This window comes from Micromonospora sp. M42, assembly GCF_000568915.1.
GTDB classification, from domain to species: Bacteria; Actinomycetota; Actinomycetes; order Mycobacteriales; family Micromonosporaceae; genus Micromonospora; species Micromonospora chalcea.
This window is the reverse complement of record NZ_KK037233.1, coordinates 4,377,870-4,404,450: the sequence shown is the minus strand read 5'-3', so window position 1 is coordinate 4,404,450 and position 26,581 is coordinate 4,377,870. Positions and strand designations below refer to the sequence as shown.

Genomic DNA, 26,581 nt, shown 5'->3' with positions numbered 1-26,581 from the left:
CCTGTCGCCGTGCCCGGCCTCAAAGTGCGTGGTCTGCTGGCTGACCTGCTGGTTCACGAGGGGCGCCCGGTGACCGCCGACCGGCTGATCGAAGATCTCTGGGGTGACGAGGCGCCGGGCAACGCGCTCGGGGCGCTCCAGACCAAGGTGTCGCAGTTGCGGCGGCCGGCGTCGGAGTCGGAGTCGGGCTGGTCGCGGTCGGCGTCGTCGGGCCGGTCGGCTTCGGAGCCGGGCTGGTCGTCCTCGGCGGCTTCGGAGACGGGCTGGTCGCGGTCGGTGGCCCCGTCGGGTTCGGAGCAGTCCCGGCCGGCGGCGGATCCCTGGCAGCGGCGTCGGGCGGCCGACCGTGAGCCGCCGGAGCCGCCGCCTGCGGTCGACCCGTGGGACGCGTCGGGCGTGCACGCCTGGGGCCGGTCGGCGCCCGGTGGCCGCTGGGAGCAGGCGGAACGCCGGTGGGACCGCACGGAGCACACGGGCGAGTGGGACCGGTTCACCGACACCGGTTATCTGGAGCCGGTGCGCGACGAGGTCGATCCGTGGGATCGCACGGCTCCGCCGGTGCGGGAGGGATGGGCGTCACCGGAGCGGGCCGAGGCGTTCTGGTCGGGTACCCGGCTGGCCGGGGACGATCCGCGGTGGATGGAGACACCGCCGTCGGCGCCGAGGTCACCGGCGGTGGCGTACTCGGCTCCGCGTCCGCGTGCCGTGCCGCGCGGTCGGCCGGTGGCGCCGGCCGGGTCGACGCTGCGCCGGCGGGTGGAGACGATCGGTGGCGGCTCGTGGGGCCGGCGGCTGGAAGACGACCTGCTGGATCCGGATCCGGGCGGTCCGCTGCGGCCTCTGGTCTACACGGTGGCCTGCTATCTGGTCCCGGCCGTGCTGCTACTCGTCGGTCTGCTGTTCCTGAGCGGTCAGCCGCCGGAGGGTTGCGTCACCGACATCACCGGTGGCGGTTGCGACTCGCCGCGTACGCATGCCCTGGATTCGCTGGTGTCGGCGGCGCCGCGGTTCGGTTTGGCGTTGGTGAGCAGCCTGGTGGTGGCGGTGCTGCTACGGCAGGTCGGGACGACCTGGCGGGCGGCGACGGTGGCGCTGGCGGCTGCCGTGGTGGGCGGTGGTCTGTCGACCGTGGTGATCAGCGCGGTGACCGGCAACCCCCTCGGCTGAGACCCGGAGGTGCGGCCGGGGCCGTGGTGACGGAGATGCGGAAGGGCCCGCACCGGTGTCCGGTGCGGGCCCTTCGCGTCGTGCTACGGGTGTCAGCCCTTGACCACGTTCAGGTCGAACTTGGCGGTCACCTCGGGGTGCAGCCGGATGCTGACCGGGTAGGAGCCGAGCGCCTTGATGTGGCCGGGCAGCTCCAGCCGGCGGCGGTCCAGGGTCGGGCCGCCGGCGGCCTTGACGGCGTCGACGATCTCGGCCGGGGTGACCGAGCCGAAGAGCCGGCCGCCGTCGCCGGCGCGGGCCTTCAGGTTGACCTTCAGACCCTCGATCTGGGTCTTGACCTCGGTGGCGTGGCCCAGGTCGCGGATCTCGCGGGCCGAGCGGGCCCGCTTGATGACCGTGACCTGCTTCTCCGCGCCCTTGGTCCAGGCGATCGCGAAGCCCTGCGGCAGCAGGTAGTTACGGCCGAAGCCGTCCTTCACCTCGACGATGTCGCCCGGAGAGCCGAGGCCGGACACCTCCTGAGTGAGGATGATCTTCATGTCCGTGCCTCCTCTCAGCGGGCCGTGGCCGTGTACGGCAGGAGCGCCATCTCGCGGGCGTTCTTGACCGCACGGGCGATCTGCCGCTGCTGCTGCGAGGTCACGCCGGTCACCCGCCGAGCGCGGATCTTGCCGCGGTCGGAGATGAACTTGCGCAGCAGCGCGGTGTCCTTGTAGTCGATGTAGGTGATCCCGTCCTTGTCGAGCGGGTTCACCTTCTTCTTCGGCTTGCGAAGTGCCGCAGCCTTAGCCATTGCTCGTGCTCCTGGTTTGCGATCGCGGGCGCTCGGCGCCATTAGAACGGAGGCTCCTCGTCGAAGTTTCCGCCCGAACCACCGCGGGAGGGGGCGGGGGCAGCAGAGGCCCAGGGGTCGTCGAAGTTGCCTCCGCCGCCACCCTGGCCGCCACCACCACCGAAGCCGCCGCCACCGCCACCGGAGCGGGACATCTTCTGCACCTTCGCCGTGGCGTAGCGCAGCGACGGGCCGATCTCGTCGACCTCCAGCTCGATGACGGTGCGCTTCTCACCCTCACGGGTCTCGTACGACCGCTGACGCAGCCGGCCGGACACGATCACCCGAGCGCCACGCTGCAGCGACTCGGCGACGTTCTCGGCGGCCTGGCGCCAGACCGTGCACGAGAGGAACAGCGGCTCGCCGTCCTTCCACTCGCCGGAGGCCTTGTCCATGAAGCGGGGCGTCGAAGCGACCCGGAACTTGGCGACCGCCGCGCCGGAGGGGGTGAAACGCAACTCGGGGTCATCGGTCAGGTTGCCGATGACCGTGATGGTGGTGTCTCCTGCCATGACCATCTCCTCGCGCACTCATCTTTGTGCGGTACAGGCTCTCAGAGCCGTACGACAGCGTGGATGAGGCTTGATCCGGACGTGCCGGGACTAGATGCTCAGCGCATCTCCGGACGGATGACCTTGGTGCGCAGCACCGACTCGTTGAGTCGGAGCTGACGGTCCAGCTCGCCAACGGCCTCCGGCGTCGCCTGGAGGTCGATGACGGCGTAGATGCCCTCGGCCTTCTTGTTGATCTCGTACGCGAGGCGCCGGCGGCCCCACACGTCGGTCTTCTCCACCGAGCCACCCGCGGTCCGGATCACGTTCAGGTACGTGTCGAGCGACGGGGCGACGGTGCGCTCCTCGAGGCTGGGGTCGAGGATCACCATGACTTCGTAATGACGCAAGACGTGCTCACCTCCTGTGGGCTAAGCGGCCACGGTCCTTCCGTGGCAGGAGGTCGTGCGTCGCTGCCCGTGACCGGTTCCGGGGGAACCCGGCTGGACACGGGCAACCGGACCAGGATAGCCGGTGCGGACGATCATGGCCGGACCGGTCGACCGGCACGGCCCGGACGCGGCGACAGGGGCCCACCTTCGGCTTCGAGAGCCGGCAGGTGGACCCCTGTCCACGGGGCCGCGGGGCGTCCCGTCCGCATTCCTTGGGTGGGACCTGGGGAGGAACGACCACACCGATGAGGTTGGATCGAAGACGCCCCGCGGAGCTTTATCGTGTTGTCACCTGTGCTGACCATACAATGGCTCTCGTCACCACTTGGGGTAAATTGAGGATTTAGTCCGGACTTCCATTTGGTGTGCCGGATTCCTGATGGATCCCGCCCCGTCGTGCCGGGCCGCACGCCGGGGCGTCCCGTCACCGGGCGTCGGCCCCCTCACCCGTACGTGCTGTGGACCACGTCCGGGCGGAGCGTCGACCATCGATCCCACCTCGGACAACGACCGCCGGGCCGGGTGGTGACGCCTCCGACCCGCCGGGCGTCTCCGGCGAGCGCGGCGACCGTCGCAGGCGCGACGTAGGCTGCCCTGCATGCGAATCGGAGCCCACGTCGATCCGACCGACCCGCTGGCCGAGGCGGCCGCCCGGCAGGCCGAGGCGGTGCAGTTCTTCCTGGCCGACCCGCAGGGCTGGAAGGCCCCGAAGCCGCGCGAGGACGCCGAGCGCCTGCGCGCCGCCGACGTCGACCTCTACGTGCACGCGCCGTACGTGATCAACGTGGCCACGCTCAACAACCGGATCCGCATCCCCAGCCGCAAGCTGCTGCTCGCCCACGCCACCGCCGCGGCGGCCGTCGGCGCCAAGGGCCTGATCGTGCACGGCGGCCACGTCAACGCCGGCCAGGACGTCGCCGTCGGCTTCGACAACTGGCGCAAGACCTTCGCGTACGCGGCGGAGTCCGGCGGATTCCCGCTGCCGGTGCTGATCGAGAACACCGCCGGCGGTGACAACGCCTGTGCCCGGCACCTCGACTCGCTGGCCCGGCTCTGGGACGCGCTCGGCGACCACGAGGTCGGCTTCTGCCTCGACACCTGCCACGCCCACGCGGGCGGCGAGGAGCTGCTGGGCCTGGTCGACCGGGTGAAGGCGATCACCGGCCGGATCGACCTGATCCACGCGAACAACTCGAAGGGCGCCTTCAACTCCGGTCAGGACCGGCACGACAACCTCACCGGCGGCACCATCGACCCGGAGCTGCTGGTGGCGGTGATCCGCGCGGCAGGCGCGCCGGTGATCGTGGAGACCCCCGGCGGCGTCGAGGGCCAGGCCGCCGACATCGCGTTCCTGCGCGGGCAGTTGGGTGCGGCGGAGTGACCGCCGAGAAGTCCGGCACGACCGGCCGCCGGTCCGGCGCCGAGACCCGGGCGGACGGGACCGGCGCGAAGAACCCGCCGGACGACGCGGCCGGGGCCGGGCCGGGGAGCGGCTCGCCCGACGAGCGCGCGTCCGGCGCGGACAGCTCCGGCGAGGATGACACCGCGGGCACGGTGACGAGTGCCGGCAAGGCGAAGCGGACCCGCAAGGCTCGCCGCACCGGCGCGGCGAAGGCGGCAGGCGCGGCGAGCACCGCCGACAAGACGAGCACCGCCGACAAGGCGGGTGCCGGCACCGACAAGGCGGAGGCCGGCACCGAAGCCGGGACCGAGGCCGAGGCCCGGGACAGAGCGGACGCCGCCAAGAAGGACGGCGACGCCGCGGAGAAGAACGACGCCGCGAAGCAGGACGGTACGGGCGACGACGAGCCGGCCGACCCCTGGTCCGCGTTCGGTCCGGCACCCGAGCCGGTGCTCGGCCGCCCCCGCCGGGCCGTCCGCGCCGTGGGCCGGTTCCTGGTGCACGAGTGGACGCTCGCCGTCGTCGCCGCGCTGGCGCTGGCGGCGGCGATGACCTGGCCCACGCTGCGCTATCCGCGGCACACGCTGCCGCAGGACTACTGGGACCCGAGCCTGCAGGCGTGGCAGATGGCCTGGTCCGGGCACATCCTGCGGACGAACCCGGCGCAGCTGTGGCACTCGAACACGTTCTATCCGGAGAACTGGAGCTTCGCGTTCTCCGACACGCTCCTCGGGTACGCCCCGGCCGGCCTGATCGGGGTCGGCCCGGAGCACGCCGTGCTGCGCTACAACATCATGTTCGTGCTGGCGCACGCGCTCGCCGCGTTCGGCGCGTACGCGCTGGCCCGGCAGCTCGGCGCGGGCCGGATCGGCGGCGCGGTGGCCGGGGCGAGCTTCGCCTACGCGCCGTGGCTGCTGGCCCAGGCCGGCCACCTGCACATCATCTCCAACGGCGGCATCCCGTTGGCGCTGGCCATGCTGGCCCGGGGGCACGGCTGGTCACTGCGGTACGGGTACCGGCCGCGCCGCCGGCACGCGGGCTGGGCGTTCGCCGGCTGGCTGGTGGCCGCGTGGCAGCTCAGTCTCGGCTTCGGCATCGGGCTGCCGTTCGCGTACATGCTGGCCGGGGTGGTCCTGGTCTCGGTGGTGCTGTGGTTCGTGCGGCGGCGCAAGGTGAAGCGCCCGTTCGGCCGGCGGCTGTTCCTGGCCGACGTGCTGGGCGGGCTCGTCTTCGCGGCGGTGGGCGCGGCGCTGGCGGTGCCCTACTTCAAGGTCGCCGAGCTGCACCCGAACGCGGAGCGCACGATCGGCGACATCGGGCTCTACTCGCCGCCGGCGAGCGGGTTCTTCACCGCGCCGGCCGAGTCCCGGGTCTGGGGTGGTCTGCACGAGGGTGCCCGGGCCGTGCTGCCCTGGCATCCGGAGATGACGTTGCTGCCGGGCTTCGTGCTCTACGCGCTCGCCGCCGGGGGGCTGTTCTTCTCGGTGTGGCGGGTCCGGCACCGGATCTTCCTGCTCGCCGGTGTGCTCGTCACTATGGCGCTGGCGATGGGCACCCGGTTCTTCGGCGGCCGGTTCACCTACGTGCCGTTGTTCGACTATCTGCCGGGCTGGAGCGGGCTGCGCACGCCGGGCCGGATGATGCTCTGGACCACGCTGCTGCTGGGCCTGCTCGCGGCGGGTGCGGTCACCGCGTTCTGCATGCGGGTACGCGAGCTGGCCGCCGAGCGGGTGCCGCCGTGGCCGGGTCCGTGGCTGCGGCTGGCGACGCTGCTGCCGTTGGCTCTGGTGCTGGTGGAGGGGCTGAACGCCACGCCGCAGCCGGTGGTGCCGCGGCAGCCGGCGGCGCTGCGGACCGTGGACGGGCCGATGCTCGTGCTGCCGAGCAGCCAGAACCTGGATCAGCCGGTGATGCTCTGGTCCACCGACCGGTTCCAGCCCATGGTCAACGGTGGCAGCGGCTTCACGCCACGGTCGCAGGCCCAGATCCGCGAGGCGACAGTCAGCTTCCCGGACTACGCGAGCGTCGACTACCTGCGGCAGATCGGCGTGAAGAACGTGGTGGTGTTGCGCGACGAGCTGGAGGGCACCCCGTGGGAGGGGATGCTGGACCGGCCGGTCGACGCGCTGGGCGTGGCCCGGGAGCAGGTCGGCGAGGCGGTCGTGTTCCGGCTCTAGACCGACCTGCTCCCGTCGCTCAGACGGGCACGGGTTCGGCGGGCTGTTCGGCGGCGCGCGCCCGCCAGCGCTGGTGCCAGGGCGCGTCGGGCGCGCCGTCGAGCACCCCGCCGTCGGGGTCGTCGGCGTAGGTCTGCCGGACCGCGTCGAGTTCGGGCCGCATGATGTCCCGGATGATGAATCCGCAGAGCACCGCCACGGTGATCAGACGCAGGCTCGACGCCAGCACGAAGACGCCCTCGGGGAAGACGGGCCGGGACATGGCCGTGCCGAGCAGTTCGCCGTAGAACGCGGCGAAGTAGCCGACCTCGGCGATCTGCCAGGCGAGGAACGCGCCCCAGCGCGGCCGGGCGAGCACCGCGAGCGGCAGCAGCCAGAGCACGAACTGCTGGGACCAGACCTTGCTGAAGATGAGGAACGCGGCGACCACCAGGAAGGCGAGCTGGGCCAGCCGGGGCCGGCGCGGCGCCAGCAGCGCCAGCCCGGCCACGCCGAGGCAGGCCAGCCCGAAGAGCAGGTACGACACCCAGTTGAGCGTGGGGATGTTGGCGTTGAGCCATTCGAACGGCCCGAGTTCGCCGGGTGCGGACGGGCTGATCCGGCCGTCCAGGTAGCGGCCGATGTACCAGAGCGTGCCCCAGTCGATGGGTCGTGTGGTGTTCAGGTCGAAGAAGCGTTCCCAGTTCTCCCGGTAGGGGATCGCCACGGGCAGGTTGACCGCCACGAGGGACACCAGTGCGGTGGCGGTGGCGACGAGCCCGGCGGCCAGTTTTCCGGCCCGTAGCGCGAGCACCAGGATCGGGCCGAGGAGGAACAGCGGCCACATCTTGGCCGCGCCGCCGAGTCCGATCAGGACGCCCGCCACCGCGGGCAGCAGCATCGCGTACCGGTCGGGGCGGGCGCGTGCCCAGGCCAGCAGGCCGAACGCGGCCAGGCCGATGGCGAGCAGGTCCCAGTTGACGGTGGCGGTGAGCACCAGGGCCGGGGAGAGCGCGAACAACGCGGCGTCCCAGGGTCGTCGGCGGCGCAGGCTGAGGATGACCGCGACGGTGGCGACGGCGAGCGCGCCGAGCACCAGCGCGTTGAGGTTGTAGAACCACTGCCCCTGGTTGATGGCGGGGTTGTCGACGCCGAGGGCGTGCACCGGCAGGCCGAGCGCGCCCATGAAGTAGCCGGTCAGCACCGGGTACTCCACCGGGTGGTCGGCGTAGGGCACCTTGCCCTCGTTGAGCCCTTCGGCGTAGTAGAGCGCCAGCACGTCGGTGTAGCACATGCGGGTGTACTGGATGTTGTTCTGCCACGCGCCGTCCTGGCAGGGGGATTTCTGCACCCAGTGCAGTGCCAGCGTCAGGCAGACCAGCGCCAGCACGATCCGGCCGGCGGTCCAGAACCGGCTCTCGCGGTCGGCCGGCCGGTCCAGGGCGGCGGCGTGGTCGCCGAGCGGCCCCCCGATCAGACCGGAGGCGCCGCGGACGAACCAGTCCGAGCGGGACGGGTGGTCAATCGTCTCTGCCGATCGCGGCGCCGCCTCGGACGCGCCGGGCTCATCGATGCCTGCGGGCGACTGGGTGCTCATGGAGAGGCATCCTGCCGTACACAGGGGGTCGCCGTCCCGTCGCGCGCGGAGAAATTCCGGTACGCGAAACGCCGGCGGCGGCCGGACCGCTCGGACGGCTGTCTGTATGTCGCCACCGCCGCCACCACCGCCGGGGCGTCCGCCGCCACCGGGTAGCCCGCCCCCGCCGGGGTTGCCGCCCTGGTCGCCGCCGCCGGGGTTGCCGCCGCCGGGCGTACCGCCGGGGCAGAACAGGCCCAGCGGGTCGCAGCCCGGCCCGCCCGGCTGGCCCGGCTCGTTCGCCGGCGGCGGCGGGGCCTCGCCGTTGCCGGCGTCGTCCTTGCCGACGTTCGCCGCGGGCGGGAACTCTTCCTTGTCCTTGCCCTTGAGCGCGTCGTTCATAAAGCGCTGGAAGATGTCACCGGGCATCCGGGCGCCGCTGATGTCCCGGCCGTCCTTGTACTGGATCGCCTTGCGGTCCTTGACGTTGCCGACCCAGACGGCGGTGGCGAGTTGTGGCGTGTAGCCGATCATCCAGGCGTCGCCGTTGCGGGTGGTCTTGTCGCCGAGTTCCCAGGTGCCGGTCTTCTCGGCGACCTGGCGGCCCTCGTCGAGCCGCTTGTTGATCTGGCCCGGGTACTGCTTCAGCACGGAGGTGACGTCCGCGACGATGTCCTTGTCGATCCGCTGCTGCCCCTTGAGCTTCTCCGCGCCGACCAGGTCCCACTTACCCGTGTCCGGGTTCTGCTTCTCCACCTTCCGGATGAAGTGCGCCTTGTGGTACATGCCCTGGTTCGCGAACGTGGCGACACCGTTTGCGTGGTCGAGCACCGTGATCGGGTACTGGCCGTAACCGAGGACGTGGAAGAACGGCGACGGTGCCAGGTCCTTCGGGTCGGCCTTGGTCAGGTCGTGCGCCTTGGCCGGGTTGGTGTCGGTCTGCCACATGGTGGTGACGCCGGCCTGCTTGGCCATGTCGAGCACCTTGTCCGGGCCGATCTGCTCGGTGATGTAGTAGAACGGCACGTTCAGCGACTTCAGCGTCGACAGTTCGAGCGTGCAGGAGTCACCGCAGGAGACCTTGTCCGCGCCGGCGTTGCTGACCTTGAACTTGGTGCCCTTCGGCGTGAACGCCGATCCCTTCCACCGGGACTTGAGCGAGATGCCTTCCTTCAGCGCCGCCGCCAACGTGTAGATCTTGAAGCTCGAACCCGGTGAGTGGCCACCGCTCACGACGCCGTTGTCGACGTTCTTGCCGGCGTAGTCGGTGCCGGTGCCGTTGTCGCCGCCGTAGTAGGCGAGCACGCGCCCGGTCTTCGGGTCGATCGCCACCACGGCGGCCATCAGGTTCGACGGCTGGCCGGCGAGTTCGGACTTCTTCCTGGCCCGCTGGGCCGCGTCGAGCGCCGCCTCCTGCATCTTCCGGTTGATCGTGGTGGTGATCCTGTAGCCGCCGCGGCTGAGCGCCTTGGCGCACAGCGGCTTCTTGTCCGTCACCTCGGCCTCGTTGTCGGTGCAGAGCTTCATCTCGCGCAGTTCCTGCGAGACGTAGTTGACGACGTTGCCGTACGGGGTGTCGATGCCGTAGCCACCAGCGCTGCTCTTCGACGGCTTCTGGATGTTCTTCGGGTACTCGGTGGGGTGCTGCGGCGTGTTCGGCGCGTCCAGCCACTTCTCCGTGATCATGCCGTTGATCACGTAGTTCCACCGGTCGACAGCGGCCTGCGCGTTGATCGCCGGGTCGTAGCCCTTGTGCGTGGCGCTCGGCTCCGGCTGCTTGATCAGGGCGGCGAGCACCGCGGCCTCGGCGACGTTCAGGTCCTTGACGTTCTTGGCGAAGTACGTCTGCGCCGCCGACTGGATGCCGTAGGCGCCCCGGCCGAAGTAGATGACGTTCAGGTAGTGCTGCATGATCACGCGCTTGTCGTACTTGTCGTTCAGCTTGGAGGCGAGGATCGCCTCCTTCACCTTGCGGCCGTACGTGTCCTGGTTCAGGTTGTCGAACGCGTTGCGCGCGTACTGCTGGGTGATGGTCGAGGCGCCCTGCTTGTCGCCGCCGGTGAGGTTGTTCCACGCGGCCCGCGTGATGCCCTTGTAGTCCACACCGGAGTGCTTGTAGAAGTTCCGGTCCTCCGCCGCGGCCACCGCGTGCTGGACGTGCTCCGGAATCTGGTCGATGGTGACGAGCTGGCGGTTCTGGTCACCGATCCGCGCGAAGGCCTTGCCGCTCGAGTCCAAGATCGTGGTGGACAGCGGCGGGATCGTGTCCTCCGGGAGCACCACCTTGGTGGAGTACCAGGTGAAGCTCACCACGCCGATGCCGGCGAGCATGATGAACACGGCGAAGCCGGCGATCAGCATGTTGATCCGGCGGCGCTTCTTCGCGCGCGCCGGGTCCTCGCCGCGACCGCCCCGGCCGGGGCCGGTCGGGCCGCCGGGACCGCCGGGACCGCCACCGGCGGCGCCGGGCACCCGGGCGCGGCCGCCCACCGCCGCCGCGCCGACGCTCGCCCGGGCGCCGACGCTCGCGCGCCCGCCCACGCTCGCCGCCCCCACGCTCGCCGCGCCGACCGCGGCACGTCCGGCCGGAGCGGCCGGGGAGACCGGAACCGACGCCCGTCCGGCGCCCGCGCGCCCGGAGGCGCCGGGTGCCGGCGAGACGGGCACCGAGGCGCGGCCGCCCGCGCCGGCCCGGCCCACCGAGGCCGAGCCCGATGCCGGGCGCGGCGCCGGAGCGGCGCCACCGACCGAGGCCCGGCCGCCCGAGCCGTACGGTGTCGCGGAGGCGCGCGCCGAGGCGCCGCCGTCCGGGGAGCCGGACCAACCGTTCCCGCCCTGGTTCCACTCGGAACCGGGGTCGCCGTTCGGGCCCGGGATCTGGGCCCGCCCACGCGAAGAACTGGGATCGCCGTAGTTCATTCCTCACACCCTGCCGGTCGCGGTGGGGCGCGGGGGCGCCGCCACCGGGTTGCCGTGAGCTGGAACACGGGACGTTACCCGCCGGCCGTGCCCGCGGTTGCCCGTAAAATCCGATCTATTCGGACTAATTACGTCTAAGGGCTGTCGATTCCGCCACCCGGGGAATGGGCCGGCAGAGATCGGGACAGCCACGTTCACCGTTGCGCCTCTCGCCTTCGCCGAGGGGTGGAGCCGTTGGCCGCGACGGAATCCTCCGCGCCCTCCGCCTCGCCCGCGAGACCGTCCCGGCCGAGCAGGAACTGCTCGACGAGATGGTTCCAGTCGCAGCCGGGGCAGACCTCCACCACGAACACCTGGAACTCACGCAGCGTCATGGCCAGGACGGGCAACTCGGCCCGGGTACGCGCCTGGCCGGCCGACTGCTTGAGTTCGTCACCGTAAATGTAGTGGACGTGGATCAGGTTCTCGCTGCGGCAGATCGGGCAGCGGTGATCGGTCGGCTCGCCGTGGAAGCGCGCAGCGTTCTTCAGGTACGGCGAGGCGTCGCAGACGTCGTACGTGCCGATCCGCCCGGCGAGCAGTTCACGCAGCACCGCCCGCTTCTGGAGCGAGTAGTCGACGACCTGGCGCTGCGTACGCATGCGGCAAAGGGTACGCGCTCCGACGAACCCAGGCGACCATGGTCACGATGCGTGATGATCGCGTCGCGTAAGACAGGGTTTGCCCCGTACATCGGCGTCCGCTAACGTGCGATGTATCGGTCCGATACATCGCGGTGGTTAGTGCTCCGCGCAGGGGGAAAGAAGGGATGGCCCGTGCTCGAGCTCGCCATCCTCGGCCTCCTGCAGGAGGCGCCGATGCACGGCTACGAACTGCGCAAGGAGCTGACCGCCAAGCTCGGCGCCATCCGGGCGGCGATCAGCTACGGCTCGCTCTACCCGACCCTGCGCCGGCTGCAGGCGGCGGGATGGATCACCGAAGCCGCTGAGACACCCGCGACCGCCGAGGAGGTTCCCGCGCTGACCAGCCGACGTGGTCGGGTGGTCTACACCATTACCGCGGAGGGCAAGGAACGCTTCGCCCAGCTGATAGCGCAGGCTGGACCCGAGACGTACGACGACACGGGCTTCGGGGTGCACTTCGCGTTCTTCGCCCGGACCGACCAGGCCACCCGGCTCCGGATCCTGGAAGGTCGTCGTCGCAAGATCGAGGAACGTCGCGAAGGTCTTCGTGACGTGCTCGGCCGGGCAGCCGAGCGACTCGACGCGTACACCCTGGAACTGCAACGCCACGGGCTCGACGCCTGTGAGCGCGAAGTCCGCTGGCTGGAGGAGCTCATCGCCAACGAGCGCTCCGGCCGGGCCCCGGCCGACCCGCGAACCGGGACGGCCGACGGCCGACGAGACAACGACAGCCCGCCCACGCCTGGAACGTCCAGGACAGAGCGGCCGTGATGAAGAAGAAGGAGGCAGACGCTATGGGCTCCGTCCGCGTCGCCATCGTCGGTGTGGGTAACTGCGCCTCGTCCCTGGTCCAGGGCGTGGAGTACTACCGGAACGCCGACCCGAACGACCGCGTCCCGGGTCTCATGCACGTCACCTTCGGCGACTACCACGTATCCGACGTGAAGTTCGTCGCGGCGTTCGACGTGGACGCCAAGAAGGTGGGCATGGACCTCGCGGAGGCGATCGTCGCCAGCGAGAACAACACGATCAAGCTGTGCGACGTGCCGCCGACCGGCGTCACCGTGCAGCGCGGCCCGACCTTCGACGGTCTCGGCCAGTACTACCGCGAGATCGTCGAGGAGTCGGACGCCAAGCCGGTCGACGTGGCGCAGGCGCTGCGCGACGCGCAGGTCGACGTGGTCGTCTCCTACCTCCCGGTGGGCTCCGAGGAGGCCGACAAGTTCTACGCCCAGGCCGCGATCGACGCCGGCTGCGCGTTCGTGAACGCCCTGCCGGTCTTCATCGCCTCCGACCCGGAGTGGGCGAAGAAGTTCACCGACGCCGGCCTGCCGATCGTCGGCGACGACATCAAGAGCCAGGTCGGCGCCACGATCGTCCACCGCGCCCTGGCGAAGCTCTTCGAGGACCGCGGGGTCGAGCTGCTGCGCACGTACCAGCTCAACTTCGGCGGCAACATGGACTTCATGAACATGCTGGAGCGCAACCGCCTGGTCTCGAAGAAGATCTCGAAGACCCAGTCGGTGACCTCCCAGATCCCGCACGAGATGCAGAAGAGCGACGTGCACATCGGCCCGTCCGACCACGTGCCGTGGCTGGACGACCGCAAGTGGGCGTACATCCGCCTGGAGGGCCGTTCCTTCGGCGACACCCCGCTCAACGCGGAGCTGAAGCTCGAGGTGTGGGACTCGCCGAACTCGGCCGGTGTCATCATCGACGCCGTCCGCGCCGCGAAGATCGCGCTGGACCGGAAGATCGGTGGCCCGATCCTCTCCGCCTCCTCGTACTTCATGAAGTCCCCGCCGGAGCAGTACGCCGACCACGACGCGCACGCCGCCGTCGAGGCGTTCATCGCCGGCGAGATCGAGCGCTGACGCGCTGGAACGCTGAAGAAGGAAGGCCGGGTCCGCGCGGACCCGGCCTTCCTTCTTCGGGTACGTCAGGACCAGGCGCGCCGCAGCGCCACGGCCGCCTCCAGCTCCAGCAGCGTCACCTTGCGCGGCAGCCCGCCGCCGAAGCCGACCAGCTTGCCGCCCGCGCCGACGATCCGGTGACAGGGCACGATCACCGGTACCGGATTGCGGTTGCAGGCCACCCCGACCGCCCGCGCGCCGCCCGGGTCGCCGACCGCCTTCGCCACCTCGCCGTAGGTCTTCGTCTCCCCGTACGGGATGCCTGTCATCTCCCGCCAGACCGCGCGTTCGAACTCCGAGCCGCGCGGGGCCGACACCGGCACCGTGAACTCGGTCAGCTCACCGGCGAAGTACGCCCGCAACTCCGTCACCGCCAGCCGGGCCACCGCGTCGCCGGGCTCGTCGGCCGCCCCGTCCACCCGGCCGAAGTGCGCGCCGCGCACCGCGTCGTCGTCGGTGCCGACGGAGAACTCCCCGATCGGTGAGTCGAGCACTGTCCAGCGCATGCCACCCATTGTCGCGCGACGGGCAAAGATTTCCCCGCCCCGGGCGTCTGGAGATGCGGAGGTGGACGGTGGCAGAGGTCGACGGGGAGTTCACCGCGTTCGTCAACGAGCGGGGAGCGGCCCTGCTGCGGGTCGCCTACGCGCTGGCCGGCAGCCAGCACGCGGCGGAGGATCTGCTGCAGAACGCGCTGGCCAAGGCGTACGTCCGGTGGCCCCGGATCCACGGCGACGCGGAGCCGTACGTGAAACGGATCCTCTACCACGACCAGGTCTCCGGCTGGCGGCGGCGGGCGCGACGCGCGGAGGTGCCGGTGGCCGAACTGCCGGAGCGACCGGCCGCCGGCGACGACAGCGACCTGCGGCTGCTGGTGCGGGACGCGCTGCGGACACTGCCGCCGCGCCAGCGGGCCGTGCTCACCCTGCGCTACCTGGAGGACCTGAGCGTCGAGCAGACAGCCGCGCTGCTCGGCTGCCGCCCCGGCACCGTGGCCAGCCAGAGCACCAAGGCGCTGGCCCGTCTCCGGAAGCTGGTGCCGGGGCTGGACGGGCTGACGAACCGGACGGAGGTGACCCGATGAGCACGTCGCTGGACGAGACGCTGCGGACAGCCGTACACGATCTCGCCGACGGCGCCGCGCCCGCGCCGGACCTGGCGTGGCGCGCGCTCGGCCGGGGCCGCAGGCTGCGCCGCCGACGGCGGGTGGGCACCGCCGCTGCCGCGCTCGTCGCCGTGGTCGCGGTGGCGCTGCCGTTCGTCCTGCTCCGGCCGCGTCCCGCCCCGCCGCCGACCGCGCCGCCGGTCACCGTCGACCCGTCGCCTGTCATCAGGTCGGCGCCCGGACCGGACTGGGCGGACGGGCCGCTGGTGCTGCCCGGCGACTGGGTGGTCACCGGCACGCAGGCGAGGGCGGGCGCCGCCGGGCCGTCGTACCTGCTCGACCGGGGACGCGGCCGGTACTTCGGCAACGGCCGCTACGACGCCGTCCTGCCCGCGCCCACCGGCTCGCTGGTGGCGGTCTGGGACGACGACCGGCCCCGGCAGGTCGGCCTGGTCGACGTGGTCCGGGGCACCACCCGCTGGTACGAGCCGGGCCGCGCGCTGGGCTCGCCGAACTGGTCGCCGGACGGCCGCAGCCTGCTGTTCACCAGTAACCGGGTCGGTCACCCTGGGTTCGTCGTGCTCGACGTGGACGGCACCGTCCGCTCCCACGCTGTCGACACCGGCCGCTACCCCTGCACCGATTCCTGCCCCTTCCTGTGGAGCCGGGACGGGCGGGAGGTGCTGCTACCGCAGACCGACCCGAGCGGTCCCCGGTCCGAGGCGGTCCGGCACCCCCGCCGGGGCGTGCAGTTCTTCGCCGCCGACAGCGGCCGGCCCACCCGGTTCGAGCCGCTGCCGGGCGACCCGGCCGGGCCGTGGGCGTGGTCACCGGACGGGCGGCTGGTGGTGGTGCAGGGGCAGAAGGAGCCGCTGCTCGTGGAGGCGGCGACCGGCCGGGTGGTGAACCCGTTGCCGGTGGCCGACGTCGTCTGGGTCGGCGACGACCGCCTGCTCTACCGGCGGCCGTACGGGTCGCGGGACTTCGTGCTCGCCGACACCACCGGCCGCGAACTCGTGCGTCAGCCGCTGCCGGAGGACCTCGCCCTCGCCGAGGTGACGATCGCGCCGCGCTGACCCGGCGCTGAACCTCTGCTGGACGTAGTGGATGTTGCACGGCGTCGATACCGTGCAGGTCATGGCCACCGGGACGCTCATCTTCCTGATCATCGGCGGGGTCGGTGTGGGCGTGCTGACGCTCGCCCTGCTCGGCTCGGGAGTGCTCCACCTCGGCCAGCCGGACGTCGACGGGCCGGTGTCGCTGGAGGCGGCCGCCGGGTTCACCGGCGCGTTCGGCTTCGGCGCCGCGATCGTCAACGAGCTGCTCGGCGGGCGTACCCCCGGGATGATCGCGGCGGCGGTGGCCGGCGGCGCGCTCGCCGCCGTGCCCACCGGCTGGCTGGCGGCCCGGCTCAGTCGCGCGGCCCGCAACATGCGCACCGACGCCACCCCCACCCGCGACCACCTGGCCGGCGCGATCGGCCTGGTGGTGACGCCGATCCCCAGCGGCGGCTACGGCGAGGTGCGGGTACGCCTCGCCGGCCAGCCGGTGAAGCTCAACGCCCGCGCCGACGGGCCGATCCCGGTCGGCACCCGGATCTTCGTGGTCGAAGCACTGAGCGAGACCAGCGTGCACGTCGAGACCTACTGACACCAACAGACGGGAATGCCCATGCCCCTGCTCGTCGCCATCGGCGGCGCGGTCCTCCTCGCCGTCGTCCTCGTCCTCTTCGTGTTGTCCCGGATCAAGGTGGCCGGGCCGAACCAGGCGTTCATCGTCACCGGCCGCAAGGGCCGCACCACCCAGACCGCCGACGGAGCCCGCTCCACCGACATGTCCGGGCAGAAGGTCGTGCTCGGCGCCTCGGTGTTCGTCCTGCCGGTGGTGCAGAAGCTCCAGTCGCTCGACCTGTCCAGCCGCCGGATCGACGTCAGCATCCGCGGCGCGGTGAGCAAGCAGGGCATCCGCACCGAGCTGCACGGCGTCGCGATCGTCAAGGTCGGCGGCACCGAGGACGCGATCCGCGCCGCCGCCCAACGTTTCCTGAACCAGCAGGAGGAGATCGACAACTTCACCCGCGAGGTGCTCGCCGGCGCGCTCCGCTCGATCGTCGGGCGGCTCACCGTCGAGGAGATCATCCGGGACCGGGCGGCGTTCGCCAGCGCGGTCGCCGAGGAGGCCGAGCACTCGATGACCAACCAGGGCCTGGTGCTGGACACGTTCCAGCTCCAGGACATCCTGGCCGAGGGCTCCTACCTGCAGGACCTGGGCCGGCCGGAGGCGGCCCGGGTGCTCAAGGACGCGGCCATCGCCGAGGCGCGGGCCCGCCAGCAGGCCGAGCAGGAGCGGCTGCTCGCCGAGGAGGCGATCGCCGAGGCGAACCGGAACCTGGCGCTCAAGCAGGCCGGCATCCAGGCCGAGATCGACGCGGCCAAGGCGAAGTCGGCGGCGGCCGGGCCGCTCGCCCAGGCCGAGCGGGACCAGGCGATCCTCTCCGAGCAGCAGAAGGTGGCCGAGCGCAACGCCGAGCTGAAGCAGCGCCAGCTCGACACCGAGGTGCGCAAGCCGGCCGACGCGGCCCGGTACAAGGTGGAGCAGGAGGCCGAGGCGAACCGCAACGCGGCGGTGCTCAACGCCGACGCGCAACGGCAGGCGACCATCGCCGCCGCGCAGGCCGCCGCCGAGCAGGCCCGCCTCACCGGTGAGGGCGAGCGGGCCCGCCGGGCCGCGCTGGCCGAGGCGAACGCGATCGAGGGCGCCAAGGAGGGCGAGGCGGAGCAGCGCCGGCGTTCCGCGATCGCCGAGGCGGTCGAGCGGGAGGGCCAGGCCGAGGCGGCGGCCATCCTCGCCAAGGGTCAGGCCGAGGCCGACGCGATGGCCCGCAAGGCCGAGGCGTTCGCCGCGTACGGCGAGGCGGCCGTCCTGGACCTGCTGGTCAAGGTGCTGCCCGAGGTGGTCGGCGCGGCCAGCGCCCCGATCGGCGCGATCGACAAGATGACGGTGATCTCCACCGACGGCGCGTCGTCGCTGACCAAGTCGGTGGCCGGGAACGTCGCCCAGGGTCTCCAGCTGGGCAGCGACCTCACCGGCATCGACCTGGCCGGGCTGCTGGCGCGGCTGGGCAGCAGCGCGCAGAACAACGGCAAGAGCACTGTGGACGGCAGCACCGTCGACGCGTGACGAACGACGGCGCCCGCCGGGTCTCCCCTCGGGGAGCCGGCGGGCGCCGTTTCGGTGTGGCGGGTCAGAGCGCGGCGAAGACGAACTTCTCGCCGGTGCTCAGGCCCAGGGTCTCGCTGTTCCAGTCGATGACGCGGCTGGCGATGAGCTGGCTGCCCCCGGTCGCGCCGGCGGTGACCGCCTTGCCGTTGGCGTTCGCCCGCAGGTAGACCGAGCCGTCGGTGTTGTAGTCGAGGAAGTCGAAGACCTCCCAGGCGTCGATCACGGTGGCCTTCGCGATCAGCGCCCGGTTGCCGCCGGCGTCCGCCGTGACGAACTGGTTGTTCGCCAGCGCGCGCAGGGCGAAGAACCCGTCGCCCACGCTGACGACCTCGTACCGCTCCCAGGCCCCGACGGTCGCGGCCCGGGCGATCAGGGGCCGGGTGCCGCCGCTCTCGGTGGTCACGTAGTTGCCGTTTGCCACCGCCTTGATGCCGACCACCGGGGGCGCCGCGTCGAAGTCGAACTTCTCCGCCGCGCCGATGGTGGTCTTGCTGGCGATCAGCGGGTTGGTGGTGTTCGAGGCGGTGACGTACTTGCCGTTTGTGACGGCCTTCAGACTGACCGAGCCGTCGGTGTTCGTGACGATCTGGAACTTCTCCCAGTCGCCGATCGCGGCGGACCGGGCGATCAGCGGACGGTTGCCGCCGCTCTCGGCGGTGACGAACAGGTTGTTCGTGACGGCACGCAGGCCGTAGTAGCCGTTGCCGGCGTCCACCACGTCGTACCGCTCCCAGGCGCCGACCTCGGTGCCGCGCGCGATCAGCGGCCGGTTGCCGCCGCTCTCCGCCGTCACGTACAGGCCGTTGCCGCGGGCCTTGAGGCCGTACGACTCGCGCGCCACCACCGCGTCGCCGACGTGCAGCAGCCGGTCGGGCGAGCCCATGATGTCGTGCACCGCGCCGCTGACGCTCGTGCCCACGACCGAGTCGCGCACCTGCTGCGGGGTCCAGCCCGGGTGTGCCTCCAGCACCAGCGCCGCGGCGCCCGCCACGTGCGGGGAGGCCATCGACGTGCCGTTCATCGTCTCCGTGCCGGTGGCGGTGCCGGCCTTGGCCGAGACGATGCCGGTGCCCGGCGCGAAGGTGTCCAGGCAGGTGCCGTAGTTGGAGAACCAGGCCCGGAAGTCGATCTGGTCGGTGGCGCCGACGGTGATGGCCGCCGGCACCCGCGCCGGTGACTCGCCGCAGGCGTCCTGCATGCTGTTGCCGGCCGCGACGGCGTAGGTAATGCCGGAGGCGATGGAGCGGGCGACCGCGTCGTTCACCGCCTGGTCGATGCCCCCGAAGCCGAGGCTCATGTTGGCCACCGACGGCCCGGTGGCGTGCGAGGTGACCCAGTCGATGCCGGCGAGCACCTGTTCGCTGCTGCCGCCGCCGTCGCAGTCGAGCACACGTACGGCGACGAGCGCGACGTCCTTGGCGACGCCGTACTTCGTGCCGCCGATCGTGCCGGCCACGTGCGTGCCGTGCCCGTCGCAGTCCTGCGCCACGTCGTCGGACTCCACCGCGTCGTAGCCGTTGCGGGCCCGGCCGCCGAAGTCCTCGTGGTCGATGTCGATGCCGGTGTCGATGACGTAGGCGGTCACTCCGGCGCCGGTCGCCGGGTAGGTGTACCGGCCGTCGGTCTTCGTCCGGGACTGGTCGATCCGGTCCAGCCCCCACGGCGGGGTGGTCTGGGTGCCGGTGGCCTGGTAGCGCTGGACCTGCTGCACGTAGGCGACGGCCGGGTCCGCGGCGAGGCGCTCCGCCTGCCGGCGGTCCATGCTGGCGGAGTAGCCGGACAGCGCCTTGCCGAACACCCGACGTACGGAGCCGCCGTGCTCGCCGGCGAGGGCCGACGCGGTGGACTTCACCTTGGCGGGACCGGCCTTGCCGTCCTTGAGGACGACGATGTAGCGGCCGGGTACCGCCGCGGCGGTGTCGGCGCCCCGGACCGGGGCACGCTTCGGGCCGGCCGGGTCGGCCGAGGCGGCGCCGCCGGTGGCGGCGCAGATGATGGAGGTCGCGGAGGTGAGGGCAAGCCCCACCAGCGCGGAGCGGCGCAGCGCGCCATGACGTGACACTGAATGCTCTCCCCGTGTCCAGCGGCCGTCCCTTCGGGACGGGCGGATGTGATCAGGACAGCCGTACCCGTCGATCCGGGTGGCTGATGATGACCATCATCATGCGCGAGACATCGACCGATGCACGTCAACCTTTCGGTCGACACGCCGCCGTATCGTCGTGGAGCTTCCCCGCGCGGGGAGGTCAGCCGATGATGCCCTCGTCGCGGGCCCAGCGCAGCAGCGCCGCCTCGGCCTCGTCGCGGTCCAGCGGCCCGCGCTCCAGTCGCAGCTCCTTGAGGTGCTGCCAGGCACGGCCGACCACCGGTCCCGGCGGTACGCCGAGCAACTCCATGATCGCGTTGCCGTCCAGGTCGGGCCGCACCCGGGCCAGGTCCTCCTCGGCGGCGATCCGGGCGATCCGCTCCTCCAACGCGTCGTAGTCGGCCGCGAGCTGCGCGGCCTTGCGCCGGTTGCGGGTGGTGCAGTCGGAACGGGTCAGCTTGTGCAGGCGGGACAGCAGGTCGCCGGCGTCGGTGACGTACCGGCGCACCGCCGAGTCGGTCCACTCGCCCCGGCCGTACCCGTAGAAGCGCAGGTGCAGGCCGACCAGCTTGACCACCTGGGAGGTGATCTCCTTGGAGTAGCGCATCGCCTTCATCCGGGCCTTGGTCAGCCGGGCCCCGACCACCTCGTGGTGGTGGAAGCTGACCCGGCCGTCCGCGCCGACCGCCTTGGTGGCCGGCTTGCCGACGTCGTGCATCAGCGCGGCCATCCGCAGCACGAAGTCGCAGCCGTCGGACTCCAGTGACATGGCGTTGCTGACCACTGTGAGCGTGTGCTCGTAGACGTCCTTGTGCTGGGCGTGCTCGTCGATGGTGAGCTTCAGGCCGGTCAGCTCGGGCAGGAAGCGCTCGGCCAGGCCGGTGTCGACGAGCAGCCGCAGCCCGGTGATCGGGTCGGCGCCGCAGAGCAGCTTGGTGAACTCGTCCCGGATCCGTTCCGCGGTGATCCGGTCCAGGTCGCCGGCCATCTCGGTCATCGCGGCGCGGACGTCCGGGTGGACGGCGAAGCGGAGCTGGGCGGCGAACCGGGCCGCGCGCAGCATCCGCAGGGGGTCGTCGCGGAACGACTCCTGCGGCGTGCCGGGGGTACGGATGATCTTGGCGGCCAGGTCGGCCAGCCCGCCGTACGGGTCGGTGAACCGGTGGTCGGGCAGGCTGACCGCCATCGCGTTGACGGTGAAGTCGCGGCGCTTCAGGTCTTCGACCAGGCTGGTGCCGTACTGCACCACCGGGTTACGGCTGACCTGGTCGTAGACCTCGGCCCGGAAGGTGGTGATCTCCAGGTTGAGGCCGTCGCGCTGGCAGGCGATGGTGCCGAACTCACGCCCGGTCTCCCAGATCGACTCCGCCCAGCCACGGATGACCTTGACCGTCTCGTCGGGGTGGGCGTCGGTGCAGAAGTCGAGGTCGTTGCCGAGCCGGCCGAGCAGCGCGTCGCGGACGGATCCGCCCACCAGGTGCAGTTCGTGACCGGCCTGGGCGAAGCGCCGGCCCAGCTCGTCGGCGACCGGTGAGACTCGGAGCAGTTCGGCGACGGCGTTGCGCTGCGCGGCGGTCAGCTCGCGGCGGTCGGCGGCGTGGGAGGCGGAGGCTTCGGACATGGGATCGCCAGCCTATCGGGCCGAGGGTGGATCGACCGCGCCGGGCGCGGGTAACGGGCGGAGGTTGACTAAGGTTCCGGTTGGGCGGGGCCGGCCGGACCCGGTTGCGACGTACCCCTTGGAGGCTGGCAGATGAGCGGCGGGCTCTACCGCAGCGCGAACGCGCACGGCGGCGGCCTGCCGCCGGACGACGGCGCCACCTTCATCTCCGCCGAGCCGCTGAACCAGCCGGGCGTCGAGGCCGTCGCGCCCCCGCAGGAGGTGGTGGCCGAGACCAGCGCCGCGGCGAACAGCGCGGTGATGGCCATCGGCAGCCTGGTCAGCCGGGGTACGGGCTTCATCCGCAACCTGATGATCGGCGCCGCGCTCGGCACCATGGTCGGTGACGCGTTCACCACCGCCCAGTTCCTGCCCAACCAGGTCTACGAGTTCCTGCTCGGCGGCGTGCTGACCAGCGTCCTGGTGCCGGTGCTGGTCCGCCGCCGCAAGATCGACGCGGACCGGGGCGAGGCGTACGCGCAGCGCCTGCTGACCCTCGCGGTGCTGGCCCTGGCCGCGACCGCGCTGATCGCCGTGGTGCTGGCCCCGGTGCTCACCGCCGTGTACGCGGCCGGCAGCGACGACCCGGCGTACACCACGCTGGTCACCCGGCTGTCGTACCTGATGCTGCCGATGCTGTTCTTCACCGGCATCAGCGCGTTGATCGCCGCGGTGCTGAACACCCGGGGGCACTTCGCCGCCCCGATGTGGGCGCCGATCCTCAACAACATCGTGTCCATCGGCACGTTCGGCCTGTACATCGTCGTCTACAGCGCGAAGGCGCTGCCGCCCGGCGAGGTGGGCTGGGACCGGATCCTGCTGGTCGGCGGCGGCACCCTGCTGGGCGTCGCGGTGCAGGCGATCGGCCTGCTGCCCGCGCTGCGCAAGGTCGGCTTCCGGTGGAAGGCACGGTTCGACTTCCGCGAGCTGGGGCTGCGCGAGCTGGCCCGGCTCGGCGCCTGGATGTTCTGCTACGTCGCGGTCAACCAGCTCGGCCTCTTCGTGGTGGTCAACCTGCTCAACCGGGCCACCGGCGGGGACGGCCAGAACGCCGGCCTGCTGATCTACAACAACGTCTTCCTGCTGCTGATGATGGCGCACGGCATCATCGCCGTCTCGATCATCACCGCGCTGATGCCGCGGATGAGCGCGGCCGCCGCCGAGAACCGGTTCCACGACGTCACCGCCGACCTGTCCCGGGGCACCCGGATGGTCACCGCGGTGCTCGCGCCCATCGCGGTCTGCTACGCGGTGCTGGCCGCCCCGATCTCGGTGGTGGTGTTCCGGTACGGCGCGTTCACCGGCGACAACGCGGTGGCCACCTCGACGGTGCTGCTGGTGGCGGCGCTCGGCCTGGTGCCGTTCGCGGTCAGCCAGCTCTTCACCTTCGCGTTCTACGCGCTGCCGGACACCCGTACCCCGGCTCTGGTCAACATTCCGGTGGTGGCGCTGCGCGTCCTGCTCCAGGTCGGTCTGTTCCTGATCTTCTCGAACACGTTCGCGGCGGCCGGGATGATGCTCGGCAACGCCGTGTCGTACCTGGCGGCGGCGATCATCTCGGCGATGCTGCTGCGGCCCCGGGTGGGCCGGATCGGGCTGGGCGGGATCATGCGCACGCTCGGCCGGGTGGTCGTGGCGGCCCTCGGCGCGGCGGTCGTCGGCCTGCTCGTGGTCGCGGTGCTGCCGGGCGACCCGGCGTGTGTAGCTGTCAGTCCGAGCCTGAGCTGGCTCGCCGCGGCGGTCCAGTTGGTGATCGGCGGCGCGGCGATCGGCGCCACCTACCTCGGGCTCGCCATGGTGCTGCGGATCGGCGAGATCACCGAGGTGGTCGGGATGGTCCGGCGGCGCCTCGGGCGTTGACCCCCTCGGTGACCGACGGTGAACGAGGATCACCAGGCTGGGGATACGGCTGTGGATAACTTGGAATTCCCCCGTCCACTGGGCCTCTCGGCCTGTGGACAACCAACCGTACGGACGAGGGAGCGCAGGCCGGGAAGGGGAAAACCTCCCCGTCGCCGCACCGGTACGCCCCTGTGCCACCTCGTTGCCGTCAACCTCTAGATTGGCGGTGCGTGTCCGGCTCGCCCGCCGGGTGGGCGGGCGACCCGGCCGGGAGCCCGTGGCGACTGGCCTTCCGGCCGGTCACAGCGGGAAGATGACATGTCGGAGAACCGGGCATCCCGGGTAAGGTCGCTCTCGACGGGTACGACCGGGATCGACGCGGGCGTCGAGACCGCGGCCGTTCCACCGAAGGCAGAGCGGGAAGCCACATGCCCAGCAGCACGGGTCCATCGATCGACGCGATCACCGAGGGAGGACGGGTGACCCAGGTCGGCGAGGGTCAGGAAGCGGAGGAGACCTCTCCTGCGGTCGTGACCTTCGGTGCTCCCACGGTCGGTGAGCTGCTCGCCGAGCGGTACGAACTGGTCGAGCACATCAACAACGACAGCGCGGGCCGGTTGGTCTGGCGCGGTGTCGACGTGGTGCTCCGCCGTCCCGTCGCGGTGGTCCTCCGCTACCCGGGTGGCGACTCCGCCACCGAGATGCTTCAGGCCGCGGTCGCCGCGAGCCGCGTCATCCACCCCAACCTGGTCGGCGTCTACGACGCGATCGACGAGGACGACCGCGCCTACGTGGTCCGCGAGTGGGTGGACGGGCAGTCGCTGCGCGAGATGGTCGCCGCCGACGGGCCGCTCGACCCGGCTCGGGCCACGGCGATCGGCAACGCCGTCGCGAGCGCCCTCGCCGCCGTACACGCCACCGGCATGGTGCACGGCAACCTGCACCCCGGCACGGTGATGATCAGCGACGACGGCCGGGTGGTGCTCGCCGACGCGCGTACCGACGGGGCGGACAGCCAGCAGAACGACCTGCGCGCGGTAGGTGGGGTGCTCTACTTCGCCCTGACCGGGCACTGGCCGCACGGCGAGGCCCCGCTGCACGGCGCCACCGCCGGGCACGGCCGCGCCGCCCTGCCGGACGCGGTCCGCGACGCCACCGGCGCCATCGCCGCGCCCCGGCAGGTGCGTGCCGGCGTGCCGGCGTACCTCGACGACCTGACCATGGACCTGCTCGACCGGGAGATCGACCCGCCGGCGTCGGACGTGCTGGCCGCCGAGCTGAGCCGGCTCGACATCCCGGCCGACGAGCAGTTCCTGGAGCAGGCCGGGCCGCTGCGTTTCACCGCCGAGCCCGGCGAGGAGCCCTCGCCGCTGGCCGCGGCCGGCGGGCGCAAGGTCGCCATCGGCATCGCCGGCATGCTGGCTGTCGCCCTGGTCGGGCTGCTCATCGGCATCAACGCGCTCGGCGGTGGCGACGACGGCGACAAGGAGCCGGTCGCCCAGCCGTCGAACAGCGCGCCGGCCAGCGCCGGCGGTGGCGACGAGCCCGCAGCGCAGGTCCGCAAGCTCACCATCCAGGACGTACGGATCATCGACCCGGACGGCGATCGCGCGGAGGTGCGCAACGCCGAGAAGGTCATCGACGGCGACGACGACGAGGGCTGGGAGACCAACACCTACCGGACGAACGCCAAGTTCGGCGGCCTCAAGAAGGGCATGGGCGTCTGGATCGACCTGGGTGCCCCGCACTCGGTCAAGCAGCTGGAGGCGACGCTGTCGGCCACCGGCGCCACCGTCGAGCTGCGTACCGGTGCCCGCGGCGACTTCCCGTCCACCTCCGCCGGCGACAAGCAGCTGGTGAACGCCTACTCCACGGTGGTCGGGCCGGCGAACGAGAACGGCGGCACGAAGATGATCTTCGACGCCTTCCAGCCGGACCAGAAGTACCAGTACCTCCTCTTCTGGATCACCAAGCTGCCGGTGAAGGACAACGGCAGCACCTGGAAGCTCGGCGTCCAGGAGATCACGGTCCAGGGCTCGTGACCCGTCGGCCGCGCCCGCCGCGCCACCTCCGCCGGACGTGGTGATGGCGGAACGCGACGACCCGCAGCCCGGCCGCTCCGACCTGGACCTGCTCCGGGCCCACGTGGCGGGCGACCGGGACGCCTTCACCGAACTGTTCCAGCGGCACCGCGACCGGCTCTGGGCGGTCGCCCTGCGTACGATCGGCGACCGCGAGGAGGCGGCCGACGCCCTCCAGGACGCCATGCTCTCCGCCCACCGCGCCGCCGCCCGGTTCCGGGGCGACTCGGCGGTCACCACCTGGATGCACCGGATCGTGGTGAACGCCTGCCTGGACCGGATCCGGCGGCGGCAGACCCACGCCACCGTCCCGCTGCCGGACGGGACGCACACCGACGGCGAACCGGGCCGGCACACCGGCGGGCGGGAACCGGCCGCACCGGCACACGACCACGACACCGCGCTCGTGGTCCGGCAGGCTCTCGCGGCGCTACCGGCCGAACAGCGGGCCGCGCTGGTCCTGGTGGACGTGCAGGGCTATCCGGTCGCCGAGGTGGCCCTGATGCTCGGCGTCGCCGAGGGGACCGTGAAGAGCCGGTGCGCCCGGGGCCGGGCGAGGCTCGCCGTCCAAATCGGGCACCTGCGGACCGGTTCCGACTCCCCTGCGGCCGACGTGCCGCGGGTCACCTCCGGGAACCGGCGGGGCCCCGAGGGCGTCGGATCCTCGTCGGGAGCGTCCCGTCAGGCCGTCAGCCAGGAGGAGCCGTGACTTCCCGGGAGTTCAGCGAGGTCGACCACGACCTGCTCGCCGACTACCTCGGCGGGGCGCTGGACGGCACCCCCGAGCAGGCGACAGTGGCCCGGCTGGTCGAGCAGGACCCGGCATGGCGGGTCGCGTACGAGACGCTCGCCGAGGCGGTCGACCTGGTGCACGCCGACCTGGCCGGCTGGGCGGCGGCGCCCACGCCGGAGATGCCGGTGGCGGTGACCGACCGGATCACGGCGGCGCTCGCCGGGGCCGGACCGGGCGCGCTGCGCGACGGTACGCCCGTCG

The 26,581-nt window shown here is 71.8% G+C and carries 20 protein-coding genes and 3 pseudogenes; 13 read left to right on the top strand and 10 right to left on the bottom strand.

Features of this window, described 5'->3' with window-relative positions; genetic code table 11:
- Window positions 1–1,167, top strand: a pseudogene (locus MCBG_RS35265) (hypothetical protein); the annotation flags it as partial.
- Between the two features lie 92 nt (window positions 1,168–1,259).
- Here MCBG_RS35265 and rplI read toward each other — a convergent pair.
- The 4 genes from rplI to rpsF all read right to left on the bottom strand — a co-directional run bounded on the left by rplI (window position 1,260) and on the right by rpsF (window position 2,900).
- On the bottom strand, window positions 1,260–1,706 hold the full coding sequence (rplI, locus tag MCBG_RS20285; protein ID WP_013289354.1) for a 50S ribosomal protein L9: 447 nt from the start codon (window positions 1,704–1,706) through the stop codon (window positions 1,260–1,262).
- A 14-nt stretch (window positions 1,707–1,720) separates the two neighbouring features.
- Window positions 1,721–1,960, bottom strand: coding sequence for a 30S ribosomal protein S18 (rpsR, locus tag MCBG_RS20280; protein WP_007073789.1), 240 nt, complete (start codon window positions 1,958–1,960; stop codon window positions 1,721–1,723).
- Window positions 1,961–2,001: 41 nt separating this feature from the next.
- Window positions 2,002–2,529 carry a single-stranded DNA-binding protein gene (locus MCBG_RS20275; RefSeq protein ID WP_018788497.1) on the bottom strand — a complete coding sequence of 176 codons (528 nt, stop codon included), beginning with the start codon at window positions 2,527–2,529 and terminating at the stop codon, window positions 2,002–2,004.
- Between the two features lie 80 nt (window positions 2,530–2,609).
- On the bottom strand, window positions 2,610–2,900 hold the full coding sequence (gene rpsF, locus MCBG_RS20270) for a 30S ribosomal protein S6 (protein ID WP_013289357.1): 291 nt from the start codon (window positions 2,898–2,900) through the stop codon (window positions 2,610–2,612).
- 640 nt (window positions 2,901–3,540) lie between these two features.
- On the opposite strand from rpsF, the gene MCBG_RS20265 reads away from it, so the two are divergent.
- Entirely contained in the window at window positions 3,541–4,323 is a 783-nt protein-coding gene (locus MCBG_RS20265) for a deoxyribonuclease IV (protein ID WP_043327701.1), read from the top strand.
- A complete protein-coding gene (locus MCBG_RS20260; protein WP_043327700.1) occupies window positions 4,320–6,521 on the top strand; it encodes an ABC transporter permease in 2,202 nt (733 codons plus the stop codon). The genes MCBG_RS20265 and MCBG_RS20260 overlap by 4 nt, the downstream gene beginning before the upstream one ends.
- 19 nt (window positions 6,522–6,540) lie before the next feature.
- Here the strand turns inward: MCBG_RS20260 and MCBG_RS20255 are convergent, their stop codons facing one another.
- From MCBG_RS20255 to MCBG_RS20245, 3 genes and pseudogenes are all read right to left on the bottom strand, one after another.
- A complete protein-coding gene (locus MCBG_RS20255; RefSeq protein ID WP_043330809.1) occupies window positions 6,541–8,097 on the bottom strand; it encodes a glycosyltransferase family 87 protein in 1,557 nt (518 codons plus the stop codon).
- Between the two features lie 105 nt (window positions 8,098–8,202).
- A pseudogene (locus MCBG_RS20250) lies at window positions 8,203–10,995 on the bottom strand (transglycosylase domain-containing protein); the annotation flags it as partial.
- Window positions 10,996–11,189: 194 nt separating this feature from the next.
- Window positions 11,190–11,636, bottom strand: a complete 447-nt coding sequence (locus MCBG_RS20245; protein WP_043327699.1) for a DUF5318 domain-containing protein — start codon at window positions 11,634–11,636, stop codon at window positions 11,190–11,192.
- Window positions 11,637–11,810: 174 nt separating this feature from the next.
- Here MCBG_RS20245 and MCBG_RS20240 point away from each other — a divergent pair, with 174 nt between their 5' ends.
- Together MCBG_RS20240 and MCBG_RS20235 are read left to right on the top strand one after the other, a co-directional pair.
- The gene (locus MCBG_RS20240) at window positions 11,811–12,449 is read left to right on the top strand and encodes a PadR family transcriptional regulator (RefSeq protein WP_030499481.1); all 639 of its coding nucleotides are present in this window, start codon (window positions 11,811–11,813) and stop codon (window positions 12,447–12,449) included.
- 23 nt (window positions 12,450–12,472) lie between these two features.
- Window positions 12,473–13,552, top strand: coding sequence for an inositol-3-phosphate synthase (locus MCBG_RS20235; protein WP_030499482.1), 1,080 nt, complete (start codon window positions 12,473–12,475; stop codon window positions 13,550–13,552).
- Between the two features lie 65 nt (window positions 13,553–13,617).
- On the opposite strand, the gene MCBG_RS20230 is transcribed toward MCBG_RS20235, so the two are convergent.
- Window positions 13,618–14,097 (bottom strand): methylated-DNA--[protein]-cysteine S-methyltransferase, encoded by a 480-nt coding sequence (locus MCBG_RS20230; protein WP_043327698.1) that lies wholly within the window; start codon window positions 14,095–14,097, stop codon window positions 13,618–13,620.
- A gap of 68 nt (window positions 14,098–14,165) precedes the next feature.
- Here MCBG_RS20230 and MCBG_RS20225 point away from each other — a divergent pair, with 68 nt between their 5' ends.
- Genes MCBG_RS20225 through MCBG_RS20210 form a run of 4 tightly spaced genes read left to right on the top strand, consistent with a single transcriptional unit; the run spans window position 14,166 to window position 17,876 of the window.
- Window positions 14,166–14,675: a SigE family RNA polymerase sigma factor gene (locus MCBG_RS20225; RefSeq protein WP_369799317.1), complete on the top strand. Its 510-nt coding sequence runs from the start codon at window positions 14,166–14,168 to the stop codon at window positions 14,673–14,675.
- Window positions 14,672–15,772, top strand: a complete 1,101-nt coding sequence (locus MCBG_RS20220; protein ID WP_043327697.1) for a TolB family protein — start codon at window positions 14,672–14,674, stop codon at window positions 15,770–15,772. Before MCBG_RS20225 ends, MCBG_RS20220 begins: the two co-directional genes overlap by 4 nt.
- Window positions 15,773–15,803: 31 nt before the next feature.
- The gene (locus tag MCBG_RS20215) at window positions 15,804–16,346 is read left to right on the top strand and encodes an NfeD family protein (protein ID WP_043327696.1); all 543 of its coding nucleotides are present in this window, start codon (window positions 15,804–15,806) and stop codon (window positions 16,344–16,346) included.
- Between the two features lie 21 nt (window positions 16,347–16,367).
- Window positions 16,368–17,876 (top strand): flotillin family protein, encoded by a 1,509-nt coding sequence (locus tag MCBG_RS20210; protein ID WP_043327695.1) that lies wholly within the window; start codon window positions 16,368–16,370, stop codon window positions 17,874–17,876.
- A gap of 64 nt (window positions 17,877–17,940) precedes the next feature.
- On the opposite strand, the gene MCBG_RS20205 is transcribed toward MCBG_RS20210, so the two are convergent.
- Together MCBG_RS20205 and MCBG_RS20200 are read right to left on the bottom strand one after the other, a co-directional pair.
- Window positions 17,941–19,980: a S8 family serine peptidase gene (locus MCBG_RS20205; RefSeq protein ID WP_043327694.1), complete on the bottom strand. Its 2,040-nt coding sequence runs from the start codon at window positions 19,978–19,980 to the stop codon at window positions 17,941–17,943.
- 184 nt (window positions 19,981–20,164) lie between these two features.
- Complete coding sequence (locus MCBG_RS20200; protein WP_043327693.1) at window positions 20,165–21,625, bottom strand: CCA tRNA nucleotidyltransferase; 1,461 nt, start codon at window positions 21,623–21,625, stop codon at window positions 20,165–20,167.
- Between the two features lie 132 nt (window positions 21,626–21,757).
- Between MCBG_RS20200 and murJ the strand changes: the two genes are divergently transcribed.
- From murJ to MCBG_RS20180, 4 genes and pseudogenes are all read left to right on the top strand, one after another.
- Window positions 21,758–23,524, top strand: a complete 1,767-nt coding sequence (murJ, locus tag MCBG_RS20195) for a murein biosynthesis integral membrane protein MurJ (RefSeq protein ID WP_043327692.1) — start codon at window positions 21,758–21,760, stop codon at window positions 23,522–23,524.
- A gap of 410 nt (window positions 23,525–23,934) precedes the next feature.
- Complete coding sequence (locus MCBG_RS20190; RefSeq protein WP_043327691.1) at window positions 23,935–25,548, top strand: protein kinase family protein; 1,614 nt, start codon at window positions 23,935–23,937, stop codon at window positions 25,546–25,548.
- Window positions 25,549–25,591: 43 nt separating this feature from the next.
- Complete coding sequence (gene sigM, locus MCBG_RS20185) at window positions 25,592–26,296, top strand: RNA polymerase sigma factor SigM (RefSeq protein ID WP_043327690.1); 705 nt, start codon at window positions 25,592–25,594, stop codon at window positions 26,294–26,296.
- A pseudogene (locus MCBG_RS20180) lies at window positions 26,293–26,581 on the top strand (hypothetical protein); the annotation flags it as partial. The gene sigM and the pseudogene MCBG_RS20180, both read left to right, overlap by 4 nt.